Origin of the sequence: Streptomyces sp. NPDC020742 (assembly GCF_040641675.1) — a bacterium.
Lineage (GTDB): Bacteria > Actinomycetota > Actinomycetes > Streptomycetales > Streptomycetaceae > Streptomyces.
On record NZ_JBFAEA010000003.1, the window covers coordinates 73,279 to 89,754 of the forward strand.

Annotated in this window: 12 protein-coding genes and 1 pseudogene; 5 read left to right on the plus strand and 8 right to left on the minus strand. The window is 73.5% G+C overall.

Annotation, left to right across the window (positions count from 1 at the left end; genetic code table 11):
• The first annotated feature begins 2 nt into the window (after nt 1–2).
• Nucleotides 3–992 (plus strand): YafY family protein, encoded by a 990-nt coding sequence (locus tag AB0G84_RS07780; RefSeq protein WP_361317056.1) that lies wholly within the window; start codon nt 3–5, stop codon nt 990–992.
• Nucleotides 993–1,180: 188 nt separating this feature from the next.
• Entirely contained in the window at nt 1,181–1,939 is a 759-nt protein-coding gene (locus AB0G84_RS07785; RefSeq protein WP_361317059.1) for a carbonic anhydrase, read from the plus strand.
• Nucleotides 1,940–2,099: 160 nt separating this feature from the next.
• Here AB0G84_RS07785 and AB0G84_RS07790 read toward each other — a convergent pair whose 3' ends face one another.
• The 5 genes from AB0G84_RS07790 to AB0G84_RS07810 form a co-directional block, all read right to left on the minus strand.
• Complete coding sequence (locus AB0G84_RS07790; RefSeq protein WP_361317061.1) at nt 2,100–2,897, minus strand: VOC family protein; 798 nt, start codon at nt 2,895–2,897, stop codon at nt 2,100–2,102.
• Between the two features lie 96 nt (nt 2,898–2,993).
• Nucleotides 2,994–4,586: a fatty acyl-CoA synthetase gene (locus AB0G84_RS07795; protein WP_361317063.1), complete on the minus strand. Its 1,593-nt coding sequence runs from the start codon at nt 4,584–4,586 to the stop codon at nt 2,994–2,996.
• Nucleotides 4,587–4,806: 220 nt separating this feature from the next.
• On the minus strand, nt 4,807–6,366 hold the full coding sequence (locus tag AB0G84_RS07800; protein WP_361317065.1) for an acyl-CoA synthetase: 1,560 nt from the start codon (nt 6,364–6,366) through the stop codon (nt 4,807–4,809).
• Nucleotides 6,367–6,386: 20 nt separating this feature from the next.
• Nucleotides 6,387–7,490: a nitronate monooxygenase family protein gene (locus AB0G84_RS07805; protein ID WP_361317068.1), complete on the minus strand. Its 1,104-nt coding sequence runs from the start codon at nt 7,488–7,490 to the stop codon at nt 6,387–6,389.
• 136 nt (nt 7,491–7,626) lie between these two features.
• The gene (locus tag AB0G84_RS07810; protein WP_361317071.1) at nt 7,627–9,189 is read right to left on the minus strand and encodes an NAD(P)/FAD-dependent oxidoreductase; all 1,563 of its coding nucleotides are present in this window, start codon (nt 9,187–9,189) and stop codon (nt 7,627–7,629) included.
• A gap of 179 nt (nt 9,190–9,368) precedes the next feature.
• Between AB0G84_RS07810 and AB0G84_RS07815 the strand changes: the two genes are divergently transcribed.
• Nucleotides 9,369–10,673: a glycoside hydrolase family 27 protein gene (locus tag AB0G84_RS07815; protein ID WP_361317073.1), complete on the plus strand. Its 1,305-nt coding sequence runs from the start codon at nt 9,369–9,371 to the stop codon at nt 10,671–10,673.
• A 25-nt stretch (nt 10,674–10,698) separates the two neighbouring features.
• On the opposite strand, the gene AB0G84_RS07820 is transcribed toward AB0G84_RS07815, so the two are convergent.
• Both AB0G84_RS07820 and AB0G84_RS07825 read right to left on the minus strand, forming a co-directional pair.
• Nucleotides 10,699–12,672 carry a tetratricopeptide repeat protein gene (locus AB0G84_RS07820; protein ID WP_361317075.1) on the minus strand — a complete coding sequence of 658 codons (1,974 nt, stop codon included), beginning with the start codon at nt 12,670–12,672 and terminating at the stop codon, nt 10,699–10,701.
• Nucleotides 12,673–12,704: 32 nt separating this feature from the next.
• On the minus strand, nt 12,705–13,574 hold the full coding sequence (locus AB0G84_RS07825; protein WP_361317821.1) for an oxygenase MpaB family protein: 870 nt from the start codon (nt 13,572–13,574) through the stop codon (nt 12,705–12,707).
• 560 nt (nt 13,575–14,134) lie between these two features.
• On the opposite strand from AB0G84_RS07825, the gene AB0G84_RS07830 reads away from it, so the two are divergent.
• Nucleotides 14,135–14,902, plus strand: coding sequence for a GAP family protein (locus AB0G84_RS07830; RefSeq protein ID WP_361317077.1), 768 nt, complete (start codon nt 14,135–14,137; stop codon nt 14,900–14,902).
• A gap of 107 nt (nt 14,903–15,009) precedes the next feature.
• Here AB0G84_RS07830 and AB0G84_RS07835 read toward each other — a convergent pair.
• Nucleotides 15,010–15,606, minus strand: a pseudogene (locus tag AB0G84_RS07835) (ATP-binding protein); the annotation flags it as partial.
• Nucleotides 15,607–15,833: 227 nt separating this feature from the next.
• On the opposite strand from AB0G84_RS07835, the gene AB0G84_RS07840 reads away from it, so the two are divergent.
• Entirely contained in the window at nt 15,834–16,433 is a 600-nt protein-coding gene (locus tag AB0G84_RS07840) for a TetR/AcrR family transcriptional regulator (RefSeq protein ID WP_361317079.1), read from the plus strand.
• Nucleotides 16,434–16,476: the final 43 nt, after the last annotated feature.

The window sequence follows — 16,476 nt, forward strand, 5'->3', positions numbered from 1 at the left end:
GCATGCCTCGCCCCACTGGCCGCGTGCTGACACTCCTGGAGCTGCTGCAATCGGGCGGCACCAGGACGGTGGCCGAACTCGCTGACCGGCTCGGCGTCGAAGGGCGCACCGTGCGGCGGTACGTGGACCACCTGATCGACCTGGACGTGCCCGTGGAATCGGTGCGCGGCCGCTACGGCGGGTACCGGCTCGCCCCCGGGTACCGCTTGCCGCCGCTCATGCTCAGCGACGACGAGGCGCTGGCCGTGTTGCTCGGTCTGGTCGCCGGCCGCCGGGCAGGGCTGACGACGACGGACCACACGGCGAACGAGACGGCAGCGGCGAAGATCCGGCGGGTGCTGCCCCAGCACCTCGCCCGTCGGCTGGACACACTCCTGGAGGCGCTCGCCTTCACGGACCAGCCGGGCGAGTTCGGCACCCCGGACACGGGAGTCCTGCTCACCCTGGCCGATGCGGTGCGCCACCGCCGACCGGTCTCGATCCGCTACACCGACCGCGACGGACGGCGCAGCGAACGCACGCTGCACGCGTACGGGATCGTCGCCCATGCGGGCCGGTGGTACGTCACGGGCAAGGACGCCCGGATCGGCGAGGACCGAACCTTCCGGCTCGATCGCCTCGCAGACGTGCGGACCCTGCCCGGCTCTTTCGAGGCGCCGGTGGGCCCCGGTCCGGCACAGCGCGTGCTGTCAGGGTTCGCCACGGCTGCGTACCAGCATGAGGTGACCTTGCGGATCCACGGGACAGTTGAGCAGATCCGCACCCACCTTCCCGCCAGCGTCGCGAGCCTGGAGGAGCACGAGCCCGGGTCCGGCCAGGACCAGGCGGTCGAGCGCTGGCTGCGCGTCGAGCTACGGGCGGAGCGGCTTGACTGGTTGCCTCCGGTACTCGCCTCACTCGACCGGCCGTTCGTCATCGAGCGCCCCGATGAACTGCGCGACCTCGTCGTCGCGCTCGCCGATCGCCTCGCGTCCTCCGCCCGCCAGGCCTGACAGCGGGGAACCGCTCTCTCCGAACCACACCTGGCCCCGGGCACCGCCGACCGGACGGGTTCTGTGGGCCGTCGGTGGCACAGCGGGCGCCGCCCGCTTGCGCCTCCCATGAGGCTCCCCCGCCGGCCGGAACAATCGCCCTGACCAGGACGTGTCCAGACGTCCCAGCGGACTGAGGGGAACGACCGATGGACGGAGCGAGACGGCCGGACCGCAGGGCCCTGCTCACCGGCGGACTGTGCGTCGCCACAGCGGCACTCACCGGGTGCTCCTCGACGAGCGGCGCCCCGCCGGCAGCCGGCACCTCACCGCAGGCGCGGCCGACCACGCAGCCGACGCAGCGGCCGACCACGCCCGCGGCGGCCTTCACCCGCCTGATGGAAGGCAACCAGCGCTGGGTGAGCGGGGCACTCCAGCATCCCGACCGCGATCCGGACCGGCGCGAGTTCGTGGCCCAGAAGCAGAAGCCCTTCGGGTCGGTCCTCGCGTGCATCGACTCCCGGGTGCCGCCTGAGCTCCTCTTCGACACCGGGTTGGGCGACCTCTATGTGATGCGCACCGGTGGGGAGGCGATCGACCCGGTGGTCACCGGCTCCGTGGAGTACGGGCCCATGACGAGCGGTACCCCGCTCATCGTGGTCCTCGGGCACCAGCGGTGCGGCGCCGTCGAGGCCTCCTACACCTCGCTCCGGGACGGCAAGCCGCTGCCCGGCAATCTGGAGGCGATCGTGCGGGCGCTGCGGCCCGCGTACGAACAGGCGGTCCGGGAAGGCGGCAGCGACCCGGTCGACACCATGGCTCGCGCCCAGGTCACCCTCACCGCGGCCGACCTGCGCTCCAACCAGGACCTGGCCCCCCTCGTCCGCAAGGGCGCCCTCGCCGTCGTCGGCGCCTACTACTCCCTCGACACCGGCAGGGTGGAGGTCCTGTCGGGCGCGCCGTCCTAGTGCCCAACGGGCCACGATCGCCCCTCGCAACGCCCAGCGCGCCCTCTCGCCGCACCGGACGCCGCTCCTTGACCCCGCGCCCGGTGACCTCCATGGACTGGAGGTCACCGCGCCCGCCGGTGGCCGGTCCGCGGGACCGCCCGGCCCCGCCGGCGGGCGGTCAGGTCATCTCCGGGTCCCCCTTGATCAGCGCGAACGGGGCGCCGGCCGGGTCCTTGAGCATCGCCAGCCGGCCGACGCCGGGGGCGTTGGACGGGGGGATCAGGACCGTGGCGCCGTGGTCGACGGCGGCCTTGAACGTCGCGTCGCAGTCGGTCACGCCGAAGTACGGATGCCACTCGGACGTCGAGCCGGCGGCCAGATGCTCCTTCTGGAGCTGCATGATGCCGCCGTGGCCGGTGTCGTCACCCCGGCCGCCGCCCGGCGCGGAGACGATCGAGTAGACCATGTCGCCGCCCATCGGCATGTCCTGGTAGCTCCAGGAGAGGACCGAGCGGTAGAAGTCCTTCGCGGCGGCCGCGTCCGTGGTGTACAGCTCCGTCCAGCAGAGTGCGTTGGGCTCCATGACCTTCTCCAGGCCCTGGACGTCGCCCGGTTGCCACACCGCGAACTCCGCGCCCGTCGGGTCGGTGAACGCGGCCAGCCGGCCGGCGGTGAAGACATCCATCGGCGGAACCCGCACCGTGCCGCCGGCCCGCTCCACCGCCGTGACCGTGGCGTCCGCGTCGGCGGTGTGGAAGTACGCGGTCCAGGCTGATCTCGCGCCGTCCGTCAGCGGGCCGACCGCGGCAACCGTCTTGCCGTCGAGTTGGAAGAAGCCGTACCCGCCGGCCTCCGGGCCGGCCGAGGTGAAGGTCCAGCCCAGGACGGCGGAGTAGAAGGCGGCCGCGGCGTCGATGTCGGGGGCGCCCAGGTCGAGCCAGTTGGGGGTACCGGGTACGTAATCGGTGGTCAGCATGGGTGGTCCTCCGTCGTACGGATCGAGGCGTGCGCGGCGTGCTCCCGCCTTCCTCAGGATGGCAGGGGGCACTGACAACCGCCCTCCGCGCGCCGCTCAGGGCGCGGCGAACCGCTCGCGCAGCGCGCGCTTGAGGACCTTTCCGCTGGCGTTGCGCGGCAGGGCCTCCACGAACATCACCCGCTTGGGCACCTTGAACGGCGCGAGCCGCGCCCGTGCCGCCTCGATCAGCTCCCGCTCCCCCACCGGCGCCGCTGCGCCCGTGTCGTTGGTGCGCCGTACCACCACCGCGGTCACCGCCTCGATCCACCGCTCGTCCGGCAGCCCGATGACCGCGGCCTCGGCCACGTCCGGATGTGCGTAGAGCGCCTCCTCCACCTGGCGCGAGGCGACCAGCACGCCACCGGAGTTGATGACGTCCTTGAGCCGGTCGACCACGGTGAAGTAGCCCTCCGCGTCACGGACGGCGAGGTCCCCGGAGTGGAACCAGCCGTCCCGGAACGCCTCCGCGGTCTCCTCCGGCTTGTCCCAGTAGCCGGTGCACAGCTGCGGGGACCGGTAGACGACCTCGCCACGGGTGCCGTCCGGCACCTCCCGGCCCCGCTCGTCCACCACCCGGGCCTCGACGAAGAGCACCGGCCGTCCGCAGGAGTCCATCCGGCCCTCTTGGTGCTCCTCCGGGCGCAGCACGGTCGCCAGCGGCCCGATCTCGCTCTGCCCGAAGCAGTTGTAGAAGGCGAGCCCCGGCAGGTGCGCACGCAGCCGTTCCAGTACCGGCACCGGCATGACCGAGGCACCGTAGTAGGCCTTGCGCAGTCCGCCGAGCTCCCGGGTGGTGAAGCCGGGGTGCTGGGACAGTGCGATCCACACGGTGGGCGGCGCGAACAGGCTGTCCGCCCGGCCCTCTTCGACCAGCGTGCAGATCTGCTCCGGGTCGGGCCCGTCCAGGATGGTGTTCTCCGCGCCGACGGCCAGGTAGGGCAGCAGGAACACATGCATCTGGGCGGAGTGGTAGAGCGGCAGTGAGTGCAGCGGCCGGTCGGTCTCCGCCAGGTCGAGGGCGACCACCGCGCTGGTGTACTCGTGCACCAGCGCCCGGTGCGTCATCATCGCGCCCTTGGGCAGGGCGGTGGTGCCCGAGGTGTAGAGCAGCTGGACCAGGCTGTCGTCGGAGACCTCCGGCAGCGGAACGGCGGCCCCGGCACCGGTGTCCGCACCGGCATGGGCACCGGCGTCGGCATCGGCGTCGGCATCGGCCGGGGCACGGTGCTCCGCCAGCCGCTCCAGCAGCCCGTCGGGCGCGCCGTACAGCGGCATGGCGCGCACCCGGTCCGGCAGCCGAGGCGCCAGCGCGGTGTCGGTGAGCACCAGCGTGCTGCCCGACTGGTCGAGGAGGTACCGCAGATCCTCGCCCGTGAGGCCGTGGTTGACCGGTACGTGCACCAGTCCCGCCCGGGCGCAAGCCAGGAAGCCGATCAGGTAGGCGTCGGAGTTGTGGCCGTAGGAAGCGACCCGGTCGCCGGGCCGCAGGCCGTCCGCCAGCAGCAGTCGCGCCGCGGCGGTCACCGCGGCGTCCAGCTCCTGATAGGTCCAGGCGCGCTCCCGGTAGCGGACCGCCGTCCGCCCGGGCACCCGGCGGGCACTGCGCCGCAGGACCCCGTCGACCGTGTTGCTCTGCGCTCGCATCATGGCGCGATCCTCGGCCGCGCCCCGTTCCCGGTCAAGGCACCCGGCCGGACGGCCGGGGCGGGACGGCGCTCCGCCCGCCCCGGCGGTCCGCGGTGAGGTCACACGGAGCGCTCGCACCGCCCCCGCGGACGGCACGGACGGTGCCACCGGGCATCTACGGCCGTCCCTCGCTCGCCGAGCACCGGGACGCCGAGGAGCCCCGCGAAAGGCCGGCCCCCGGTCACACGGAGCGTTCGCGGCCCTCCCAATAGGGGGCGCGCAGATGCCGTTTGTAGAGCTTGCCGTTGGGGTCGCGGGGCAGGGCGGCGGTGAAGTCGACGGAGCGGGGGCGCTTGTATCCGGCGAGCTGTCGGGCGCAGTGCGCGAGGATGTCGGCGGCCAGCTCCGGGCCGGGGCGGTGGCCCTCGGCGGGTTCCACGACGGCCTTGACCTCCTCGCCCCAGTCGTCGTGCGGGATGCCGAAGGCCGCGGCGTCGGCGACCGCGGGGTGAGCGAGCAGCGCCGCCTCGATCTCAGCGGGGTAGATGTTCACCCCACCGGAGATGATCATGTCGATCTTCCGGTCGCGCAGGAAGAGGTAGCCGTCCTCGTCCAGATAGCCGAGGTCGCCGACGGTGAAGAAGTCGCCGATGCGGTTCTTCTGCGTCTTACCCTCGTCCTTGTGGTAGCGGAAGCCGCCGGTGGTCATCTTCATGTAGACGGTGCCGAGTCGGCCGGCCGGCAGCCGGTTGCCGTCGTCGTCGAAGACGGCGAGTTCGCTGATCGGCCAGGCCTTGCCGACCGTTCCGGGCTTCTTGAGCCAGTCCTCGGCGGTGGCGAAGGCACCGCCGCCCTCGCTCGCCGCGTAGTACTCCTCGACACAGCCGCCCCACCAGTCGATCATGGCGCGTTTGACGTGGTCGGGGCAGGGCGCGGCGCCGTGCAGGGCGTGCCGCATGGCGCTGACGTCGAAGGACTCCCGGACCTCGGCCGGCAGCGCGAGCAGCCGGTGGAACTGGGTGGGGACCATATGGGTGTGGGTGCAGCGGTGCTCCTCCATCAGGGCGAGCATCCCCTGCGGCGTCCACTTGTCCATCAGGACGACCCGGTGGCCGAGGTGCAGGGAGGCGCCGGCGAACTGCAGCACGGCGGTGTGGTAGAGCGGCGAGCAGACCAGGTGGACGTTGTCGTCGAACGGGGTGATGCCGAAGATGGCGAGGAAGCCGCCCAGGTAGGCGTCCTCGGGCGGGGTGCCGGGCAACGGGCGGCGGATGCCGCGGGGGCGCCCGGTGGTGCCCGAGGTGTAGTTCATCACCCAGCCCAGGGTGCGGTCGCCGGGCGCCGACTCCGGCTCTCCGTCGAGGAGTTGGGCGTACGGGCGGAAGCCGTCGATGTCGCCGACGGCGTAGCGCTGCGCGGCGGGCAGCTCCGCCTCGTCGGCGGCCTGACGTGCCGCCTCCGCGAACCGCTCGTGGGCGATCAGCACCTTGGCGCCGGAGTCCGCGACGATCCAGGCGATCTCCGGGCCGACCAGGTGGTGATTGACCGGGACGAGGTAGAAGCCGGCCTGGGACGCGGCGAGGTAGGCGGTGAAGAACTCGACGCCGTTGGGCAGGACCACGGCGAAGGCGTCGCCGCGCTCCAGGCCGGCCGCGCGCAGCCCGTGGACCAGTTGGTTGCTCGCGGCGTGCAGCCTTCCCGCGGTCCACTCCTCGCCGTCCGGGGCGATCAGCACGGTGCGGTCGGGGTCGGCGGTGGCCTGCGCCCAGAAGCCGTTGGGCGGTGGGGAGTCCTTGGTCATTCCGCTGTCCTCCTGTGAGTTCAGGCGCGTCCGGCGATGCGGTTGATGCGGTCGATGGCCCGCTCGAAGCCACGGGTGAGGTCGTCGAAGACCGCCTGTACGCTGCGTTCGCTGTTCATCCGGCCGACGATCTGGCCGACGGGGGTGCCCAGCAGCGGCTCGACCTCGTACCGCTGGATACGGGAGTTGGCCTCCGCGACCAGCAGGCCCTGCAGGGGCATCGGGAGCGGGCCGGGCCCTGCGGGGTCGTCCCAGGCGTCGGTCCACTCCGTACGGAGCTGGCGGGCGGGCTTGCCGGTCAGGGCGCGGGAGCGGACGGTGTCGCCGGGCCCGGCCGCGAGCAGCTTGGCGGTCAGCCGCCGGGAGTGCAGCTCGGCCTCCCGGGTGGTCAGCCAGACCGAGCCGAGCCAGACACCCTGGGCGCCGAGGGCGAGGCCGGCGGCGATCTGCTCGCCGGTGCCGATGCCGCCCGCTGCGAGCACCGGCAACGGGTCGACGGCGGCGACCACTTCGGGGGTCAGGACCATGGTGGCGATCTCGCCGGTGTGCCCGCCGGCCTCGTACCCCTGGGCGACGACGATGTCGATGCCGGCGTCCTTGTGGTGCCGCGCATGCCGGGGGCTGCCGGCCAGTGCGGCGACCAGGATGCCGCGGTCGTGGGCCCGCGCGATGACGTCGGGGGGCGGGGAGCCGAGGGCGCTGGCGAGCAGTTTGACCGGGTACTCGAAGGCCACATCGAGCTGGTTGCGGGCGACCTGCTCCATCCATCCGGTGATCCGCCAGCCGGACGCCTCGCCCTCGGCGAGCCGCGGCACCCGGTGCTTGTCGAGCAGCTCGGTGACGAACCGGCGGTGCCCCTCGGGGATCATCGCCTCGACGTCCGCCTCGCTGACGCCCTCCACCTTCCGGGCGGGCAGCACCACGTCGACGCCGTACGGCAGTCCGTCGGTGTGCTGCTCCATCCAGTCGAGGTCACGGGCGAGTTCGTCCGGTGCGGTGTAGCGGACCGCACCGAGCACCCCGAACCCGCCGGCCCGGGTGATCGCCGCGGCGACGGCGGGGAAGGGCGTGAACCCGAAGACGGCGTGCTCGGCTCCCAGCGCATTGCTCAGCTCCGTCTGCATGCGCGCAGGATGCCGCAGGGGGTCGTACGAGGGAAGAGATTTTCTGACGCAGCGTCAGAAAGTTGCGGGGCGCACTGGCGGAGCGGTGGCGGCCCGCCCCGCCGCTGGCTCGCCCCGCCGCGGCCCGCCCCGCCGGTCACCCCTCCTCCAGCACCGCCATCGCCGCGTTGTGCCCCGGGATCCCACTGACTCCCCCGCCGCGCACCGCGCCTGCGCCGCACAGCAGGACGTTGGGGTGGCCGGTGCCGACGCCCCAGCGGGCCGGCGCGCTCCCGGTGTCCCCGGCCTCCGGGTCGGCGTACGGGAAGGCCAGCTCGCGGTGGAAGATGTTGCCGCCCGGCAGGCCCAGTTCGGCCTCCAGGTCCAGCGGCGACCTGGCCTCGATGCACGGCCGCCCCTCGGCATCGCGCGCCAGGCAGTCGGCGAGCGGCTCGGCGAGGTGGCCTTCCAGCTCGGCGAGGGTGGCCGCCAGCAGCCGGTCCCGGACCGCGTCGTTGTCCTCGGCGAACAGCCGCGCCGGGGCGTGCAGCCCGAACAGGGTGAGCGTCTGGTAGCCCTGCCGGACCAGGTCGGGGCCGAGGATGGACGGGTCGGTCAGGGAGTGGCAGTAGATCTCCGAGGGCGGTGCGTCGGGCAGTCCGCCGGCCGCGGCCTGCCGGTAGGAGCGCTCCAGCCGGTCGTAGCCCTCGGCGATGTGGAAGGTGCCGGAGAACGCCTCGCGGGGGTCGACCCGGGTGTCCCGCAGCCGCGGCAGCCGGGTGAGCAGCATGTTCACCTTCAGCTGGGCGCCCTCGGCCGGGGGTGGCGGGGCCTCGCCGAGGAGGCGGGCAAGCTCGTGCGGGGAGGCGTTGACCAGCACCCGGCGGGCACCGATCGCCCCTAGGTCGCAGGTCACCTCGGCGGCGGTGCCGTCCGTGGCGAGGGCGGTCACCGCACAGTCGGTGACGATCTCCGCGCCGGCCCGGCGGGCGGCCTCGGCCAGCGCGTCGGTGAGGGCGCCCATCCCGCCGAGCGGGACGTCCCAGTCGCCGGTGCCGCCACCGATGACGTGGTACAGGAAGCAGCGGTTCTGCCGCAGTGACGGATCGTGGGCGGTGGCGAAGGTGCCGATCAGGGCGTCGGTGAGGACCACTCCGCGCACCAGGTCGTCGGTGAAGGTCCCCTCGATCAGCTCGCCCAGGGGGCGTTCGAACAGCGCGTGCCAGGTGGCGTCGTCGTCGACGGCGGCGCGGAGTGCGGCGCGGGTGGGCAGCGGCTCGGTGAGGGTCGGGAAGACCCGCTCGGCGAGCCGCCGGGTGCTGCCGTAGAACCGCTGCCAGGCGTCGAACTCCCGGTCCGAGCCGGTGAGTTCGGCGAAGGAGGCCCGGGTGCGGGCGTCGCCGCCGCCGACCAGGAGGCCGGTGGGCCGGCCGTCGCGCACGGCGGGGGTGTAGGAGGAGACGGTGCGCTTGCGGACCGCGAAGCGCAGGCCGAGGTCCCGCACGATCTTCGGCGGTAGCAGGCTGACGAGGTAGGAGTAACGGGACAGCCGGGCGTCGACCCCGGGGAACGCCCGGGTCGACACGGCCGCACCACCGGTGTGGTCCAGCCGCTCCAGCACCAGCACGCTGTGTCCGGCGCGTGCGAGATAGGCGGCGGCCACCAGTCCGTTGTGCCCGCCGCCGACGATGACCGCGTCATACGAAGTCCGTTCCGGCATGCCCCTTGGTAGCACGCGGTGATCTCCGTTGCCAGGTGCACGCGGCTGAAACCTTCGGCCGGGCCGGTGCGGCTTCTTGACCGGCCCGGGGGCTGCTCCTAGCGTCCGGCCGTGCTCCGCCCCGGTCCCGCACCCGCGCTCCTCCACCCAGGCCGTCCCGCCCACCCGTGAGGTGACCCGTGTCCCGCCCTTCGGTACCCCGCACCGGCCGTGTCCTCGCCGCACTGACCGCCGTCGCCGCCTGCCCGGCCGGGCTGCTCGCGGCTCCTTCCCCCGCCTCGGCCGCCGCCGAGCCGGTCCGCACCCCCGGCGCCCCACGCGCCGCAGCGCCCTACCCCAACCTGGCCCCCACACCCCCGATGGGCTGGAACGACTGGTCCTACTACATGTGCGGGATCGACGAGAAGACGATCCTGGACAATGCGCGGGCCCTGGTCCGTACGGGGCTGGCACAGCGCGGCTACCGCACCGTCACGGTCGACGACTGCTGGATGAGCAAGCAGCGCGGCCCCCAGGGCGAGCTGGTGCCGGACCCGGCGAAGTTCCCGCACGGCATGGCGTACCTGGGCGAACAACTGCACAGGATGGGGCTGAAGTTCGGGATCTACGAGGACGTCGGCACCCTGACGTGTGAGAAGTACCCGGGCAGTCTCGGCCACTTCCGCGAGGACGCCGAGCTGTTCGCGCAGTGGAAGGTGGACTACGTCAAGGCGGACGGCTGCAATGTGCCCCTCGCCCAGGGACGCAGCAAGGAGGAGACCTACCGCGACCTGTACGGACAGCTGAGCGGCGCGCTGCGGGCCACCGGCCGGCCGATCACCTTCTCCATCTCCGCGCCGGCGTACTTCCAGTACGACGGTGACAGCGTCTGGCACCGGGTCATCGGCTGGTCCGCGCAGCTCGGCAACCTGTGGCGGGTCGGGCGGGACATCGCGGTGCAGCAGAGCACCCCGGCCGCGAAGTGGGCGTCCATCGTCTACAACTTCCGCTACAACGCGAACCTGGCCGACCTCCAGCGGCCCGGCCGCTGGAACGACCCGGACTTCCTGCTGGCCGGCGACACCGGATTGAACCGGCACGAGATCCAGAGCCAGATGTCGCTGTGGGCGGTGATGGCGGCGCCACTGATCTCCAGTACGGCGCTGGACAAGCTGTCCCCACAGGCACGCGAGGTCCTCGGCAACAAGGACGTCATCGCGGTCGACCAGGACGAACTGGGCGTCCAGGGCCGGATCGTGGAGCAGGACCGGGACGCGGTGGTGCTGGCCAGGCCGCTGAAGAACGGTGATGTGGCGGTCGCGCTGTTCAACCCGGGCGAGGCGGCCCGCACCCTGTCCGTCACCGCGGGCGCGGCCGGGCTGCCGGAGGCGTCCGCCTACCGGCTGCGCGATCTGGTGACCGGCCACCTCGCGTACACCCGCGGCAAGATCGTGGCGCGGGTGCCGGCACACGGCACCGTGCTCTACCGGGTCACGCCCGGCTGAGCGCACGGGCCGGGAGCGGCCGCCGCTACCGCCGGCGGCCGGCACGCTCACGGCGCAGCGCCGCGATCCGGCGGTGCACCGCGGCCGCCTCGTCCGGACGGCCCACCTGTTCCAGGCACTGGGCGAGGTCGCCCTGGCTGGCCAGGGTGTCGGGGTGCGCCGCGCCCAGGACCCGTTCGCGGACCTCGGCGACCCCGCGGTAGTCGTCCAGCGCCTCGCTCCAGCGGCCGAGCCAGCCCAGCGCCACCGCGGTCTCCCGGCGACTGACCAGGGTGTCGGGGTGCTCGGGGCCGAGCGCCCGGGCCCGCACCAGGGCCACTTCCCGGGACTCCGCCAGCGCCTCCTGCCAGCGCCCGAGCCGGCCCAGGCTGACGCCGAGGCCGTGCCGGGCGCGCAGGGTGTCCGGGTCGTCGGCGCCCTGGGCCCGGGTACGGTCGGCCACCAGGTCACGGTAGAGCGTCAGGGCCTCCGCGGTGCGGCCGAGCCGGCCCAGGCCGATGCCGGCCTCGTAACGGGTGGCGAGGGTGTCGGGGTGGTCGGGGCCGAGCGAGGCCGCGCGGGCCGCCGCGACCTGCTGCCAGGTCTGTACCGCGGCCGGCCAGTTGCCCAGCCGGCCGAGCACACCGGCGAGTTCATGGCGGGTGGTCAGGGTGTCGGGGTGATGGGCGCCGAGCACCCGCTCTCGGGCCGCGGCCACCTCGCCGATCAGGGCGTGACAGTCCTCCTGTCGCCCCAGTCGGCCGAGGTTGAGCGCGAGGTGGTGGCGGCAGCCCAGGGTGTCGGGGTGGTCGGGGCCCAGGGCGCGCTCCTGGCCGGTGAGCACCTCGGCATAGACCTGGTGTGCCTCGAAGTGCCGCCCCTCAAGGGCGAGTTCATGGCCGGCCTCCAGACGTCGGAGGAGGGCGGCGCGGCGGTCGTCCGGGGGAGCGGGGCTGACGATCGCGGCGGCCGGAGAGGCCTCGGCACGGTGGGGGGATCCCCCGTCGGTCCAGGCATCGGTGAGGACCGTGGCGGCCCGGTCCGGGGCGCGCTCCGGCGGGCGCCGGGCGGCACCCGCCGGGGAGCCGAGGGTGATGCCCCGGGTCCAGGCGGGCGGTCGGCGGTCCGGGACCGTGGCGTCGTCGGGTCGGGCGGTCCGGGCGGCCTGCGGCTGGCGGGCGTCGGCCAGCCGCTTGGCCAGTGCGTCGGCGTCCCGCGGCCGGTCGTCGGGGTCCTTGGCGAGCAGCTCCAGCACGATCCGCTCGTAGGCCTCGGGCAGGTCGGGGCGGAGCGTACGGGGCGGGGCCGGGGCGGTGTCGCGGTGGCCGACCAGCACCGCCCAGGCGTCGCCCAGGTCGAACGGCGGGACCCCGGTGGCCAGCTCGTAGAGCACGCAGCCCAGCGAGTACAGGTCGCTGCGGTGGTCCATGGCGTGTGCGCCGATCTGCTCGGGCGACATGTAGTGCGGGCTGCCCATGGCGACGCCGGTGCCGGTGAGGCGGGCGGTGAAGCCGATGTCGTGGTTGAGGCGGGCGATGCCGAAGTCGCAGATCTTGACCGTGCCGTCGGTGGTGCGGACGATGTTCGCCGGCTTCAGATCGCGGTGCACGATGTCCTGTTCGTGCGTGTAGGCCAGTGCCGCGGTGACCTGCTCGGCGATGTCGATGACGTCCGGGACGGGCAGCGGCTGGCGACGGTTGTCGTCCAGCAGCTGGCTGAGGTTGCGGCCGCTGAGCAGCTCCATGACGAGGAAGAGGGTGCCGTCGTCCTCGCCGAAGTCGTGGACGACGGTGATGCCGCGGTGCTGGAGGGCGGCCGCGACCCGGGCCTCCCGGCGAAACCGCTCCCGCAGCACCTCCAGCAGCGACGGTTCGTGCCGCGGCCCCAGGGGCTTGAGGCATTTGACGGCGACCTGCCGGCCCAGGGACTCGTCACGGGCCCGCCAGACCTCCCCCATGCCGCCGCGCCCGATGGTGCCGAGCAGCCGGTAGCGCCCTTGCACAAGTCTGTCTTCCACCATCGCGATCCGCAGCCCCCGTCCCCGCCTCGCGGTCAGCCGCGCAGCTCCCCCCGCGCGCCTTGGTGCCCGTCCAGTATGGCGGTGCAGGCGGGGAGCTTGTAAGGCGCGGGGCGGGTGTCGGGGCCCAGCCGTGCGACCGCCCGCAGGATGTGGCGGGGTGGCAGCTGCCAGCGGACCGTGGGCGGAATGGCGCGAAGCAGGCGGCCGGTGGCGCGCAGGCGGCGGGTGACCGCGCTCGGCGGGGGTGCGGGACGCCCGTAGAGCTCCTGTGCGTACGCCGGGAGGGCGCCGTAGGCGAGCTGTGCGACCCAGCTCCACAGCAGGGCGCGCGCCGGGACGAGCGGGGCCGGGGTCGGCGGCCGGCGCAGGAAGGCGTCCACTTTCCGGGCCTCGGGCGTCAGCGCGAGCCCGGGCCGCACCCGGTCGAAGTAGGCGGCCAGCGCGGCCCGGTCGCCGGGCACGGTGTCCGGGTCCAGCCCGACCAGCCGCGCGCTCGCCCGCTGCTCGGCGAGGTAGCGGTCGGCCTGGGCAGCGGTGACGGGATAGCCGGAGCGGCGCAGCACGTGCAGATACGAGTCCACCTCGGCGCAGTGCACCCACAGCAACAGCTCCGGCTCGTCGAGGCGGTAGCGCGCGCCGGTGGCCGGGTCGGTGGCGGACAGCCGGCGGTGGATGCCGCGGACCTGCGCGCCGGCCCGTTCGGCGGCGTCGGTGGTGCCGTAGCTGAGGGTGCCGACGAAGGCGGCGGTCCGCATCAACCGGCCCCAGGCGTCCCGCCGGCCCCGCGCGCTCATGTCGAAGGCGGCGGAGTTCTGCACCACGCCGCGCACCGCGCGCGGGTGCAGCGCCTGGAGGTGCAGCGCGCGTACGCCGGCGATCCACATCATCGGGTCACCGTGCATCTGCCAGGTCACCGAGCGGGGCCCGAAGAGCCCGGGGTCGTCCGCCTGCACCACGCCTCCCGGTGGCCGGTGCGGTTCCTCGGCGGGCCGGTGTCCCCCAGGCCCGCTGCGGAGCCGCGGTCCCGATGTCCGGGTATCGGGACGCTGCGATGCTCCGATTCTCCCCGCCCATCGCTCCGGGCAAAGCTCCGCCGGCGAGGACCGGACGCGGGTGAGGGCCGGACCGGGTGTGGACCGGACCCGGGTGAGGACCGGACGCGAGTGAGGGCCGGAGGTGCCTCCCGCGCCTCCGGTGGGAACCGGCCGCACCTCCCGCTCTCCCCCGGCTCCTCCCGCTCTCCCTCGACTCCCCCGCTCCGCCGGCGCGGACCGGGCCGCCTCCCGCACCCCGTGGATCACGGCCCCACACCGCACCCTGCGTACGGTCCGCGGCCGTACGCTGCCCCACCCCCGAACGCCGTCCCCACACGGACCCGCACAGCGCCCCGAACACCGCCCACGAGATGTGACCCCGGAGATCCCTGCGTACGCTCGACCTGTTCCGACACGATGGGGGCGCCATGGTCCTCGACCTGCTGCTCATCGCCCTGGCCATCACGCTCAACCCGCTGCCCTTCATGGCGTTCGTCCTGGTGCTGGTGTCGGCACGGGGCATGTGGAAGGGGCTCGCTTTCATCCTCGGCTGGCTGGCCTGCCTCGTCGCAGTGATCGCCCTGGTCCTGGCGCTGACCGGAGGACAACCCCCACCGCCCCGGTCACCGCCCTCGACGGCGGTCCTGGTGGCCAAGCTCGTCGTGGGGCTGTCGCTGGTCCTCTACGGGGAGTTCCGGCGGCGCCGACTGGGCAAGGACCGGGACCGGGGAAAGGCCAAGGCCCTCGCCCACGGTCCGGCGCCGACACCGTCACCGACACCGGCGGCGGACGACGCGCCGTCCGGCGGCTCGGCCACCACGGTGCGCACCACGGCCCGCCCGCGCAGCTCGTACTCCCTGACCGCCCGGATCGACCGGGGCTCGGCGTGGGCGGCGGCCGGACTCGCGGTGTTCCTCCAGCCCTGGGCCCTGGTGGCGGCGGGCGCGCTCACGGTCGTGCAGGCCAACACCTCCCATCTCACGACGTGGCTGGCGCTCTTCGGCTTCTGTCTGCTCGCCACCGCGAGCCTGCTGGCCACCGAGCTCTACGCGGTGTTCGCGTCGACCGAGACCCGGACCCGGCTGCCCAGGGCGCGGGCGTGGCTGGAGGGCCACGAGCAGCAGGCGATCGTGCTGATCTGCCTGGGGCTGGGGCTCTGGCTGACCGGGAAGAGCCTGTACCAGCTGACCAGTTGACCCGCCGGCGGGACACCGGAACCGCCCCGGCCCCGACGCCGGCCGCCAGCGGCCCGCGGTAACTCGGTCTGCGGGTCCATGGCGCCCGGCCACTGCACCGGAACCGCCAGCTCGAACCAGGTCGTCTTGCCGGTGGCCGTACGGAAGCTGCCCCACGCCTCGCTGAGCATGTCGAGGAGTTCGATCCCGCGACCGCCCTCCGCGTCGAGGGGAACGGTGCGGCGCACCGGGCCGGCGTCGTTGGTGTCCTCCACCTCGCACCGCAGCCGGCCCTCGCACACGCTCAGGTTGAGCCGTACCGGGCCTCGCGCATGGCGCAGGGCGTTGGTGACCAGCTCGCTGACCAGGAGCTCGGCGGTGTCGGCCAGCTCGCCGAGCCCCCACTCGCCGAGCCGCCCGGTCACCAGCCGCCGGGACCAGCCGGCCGAGGTGAGGTCCTGCCTGAGGGGCCAGGAAGCCTCCCGGGCGGTGGCCCGGGCAACGGGGGCGTCGAGGGGCCGCAGTGGCTGCAGGAGACGCTCCCACCGGGTCAGGTGCCGGGCCACCCACGATGCCGGGGTGTCCTGCGCGGCCCACTCCGCCCCGTCCACACCCTTCGGTGTGCCGTCGGCACGTCGTGGCGCGCCGCGCCGGCCCGAGGTGGCCCAGGAGAGGCAGAGGCCGGCGCATCGCAGCTGCATGAGACCGATGGACGGGCTGCCCATGGAGGATCAGTCCCTTCTGTCCCGTCGGAGGCCGGTCACTCGGAGTGAGTCGGTCCACCGCGAACGCGCGGGACATCTCACCCGGAGTCACCATTTATGTAGCGTTTGCTACACGTATAAGAATACACGTAACGGGCGCTACAGTAAAGAGCACACCAAAATTCGCAAAACAGACAACCGTGGCGAGCTGCTGCCGTGGCCCACCGCCCCGGACCTGGGAGGCCCCCATGCCACGACCAGCCGACCCGGCAAAGCGCCGCGACCTGCTGGCCCAGGTGCGCGCCTACCTACGGCACAACGGCCTCGCCAACCTCTCCCTGCGCCCGCTGGCCCGGGCCCTGGGCACCAGCGACCGCATGCTCCTGTACTACTTCGGCACCAAGGAACAGCTGGTCGCGGAGGCCCTCTCGATCGACGAACGGCGTCCGCTGCTGCGCTTCCAGGACGTGCTCGGCGCCGTTGGCACGCCCCAGGACGCGGCGGGCGTGCGGCGCGTCCTGGAGGAGGTGTGGCGGCGATTCAGGACCCCGGACCGCCGCGCCGTACTCCCGCTCACCTTCGAGGTGATGACCGCGAGCATGCTGCGCCCCGAACGGTACGGCCCCCTCGCCCATGAGGCGCTCACGGAGTGGACACAGCTGCTCACCACGCTCTTCACGGGGGTGGGCATGCCCGAGGCACGGGCCAGGAACGAGGCCACCGTCGTGGTGGACGCCCTGCTCGGTCTGCTCTTCGCCTCGGCCGCACTCGGTGGCGAGGAGCACACCGACGCGGCCTTCCACACGCTCCTCGACCGCCTAGAGCCCGCCTGGCGGACACCGCGGTGAGGGCAAGAGCAAGGGCAAGGAGATCGCACCCCTTGCCACTCTC

Bases quoted from the DNA above. Each gene is read 5' to 3' on its own strand.
- AB0G84_RS07780 (WP_361317056.1), top strand. From the start codon at position 3: ATGCCTCGCCCCACTGGCCGCGTGCTGACACTCCTGGAGCTGCTGCAA.
- AB0G84_RS07785 (WP_361317059.1), top strand. From the start codon at position 1,181: ATGGACGGAGCGAGACGGCCGGACCGCAGGGCCCTGCTCACCGGCGGA.
- AB0G84_RS07790 (WP_361317061.1), bottom strand. From the start codon at position 2,897: ATGCTGACCACCGATTACGTACCCGGTACCCCCAACTGGCTCGACCTG.
- AB0G84_RS07795 (WP_361317063.1), bottom strand. From the start codon at position 4,586: ATGATGCGAGCGCAGAGCAACACGGTCGACGGGGTCCTGCGGCGCAGT.
- AB0G84_RS07800 (WP_361317065.1), bottom strand. From the start codon at position 6,366: ATGACCAAGGACTCCCCACCGCCCAACGGCTTCTGGGCGCAGGCCACC.
- AB0G84_RS07805 (WP_361317068.1), bottom strand. From the start codon at position 7,490: ATGCAGACGGAGCTGAGCAATGCGCTGGGAGCCGAGCACGCCGTCTTC.
- AB0G84_RS07810 (WP_361317071.1), bottom strand. From the start codon at position 9,189: ATGCCGGAACGGACTTCGTATGACGCGGTCATCGTCGGCGGCGGGCAC.
- AB0G84_RS07820 (WP_361317075.1), bottom strand. From the start codon at position 12,672: ATGGTGGAAGACAGACTTGTGCAAGGGCGCTACCGGCTGCTCGGCACC.
- AB0G84_RS07825 (WP_361317821.1), bottom strand. From the start codon at position 13,574: ATGCACGGTGACCCGATGATGTGGATCGCCGGCGTACGCGCGCTGCAC.
- AB0G84_RS07830 (WP_361317077.1), top strand. From the start codon at position 14,135: ATGGTCCTCGACCTGCTGCTCATCGCCCTGGCCATCACGCTCAACCCG.
- AB0G84_RS07840 (WP_361317079.1), top strand. From the start codon at position 15,834: ATGCCACGACCAGCCGACCCGGCAAAGCGCCGCGACCTGCTGGCCCAG.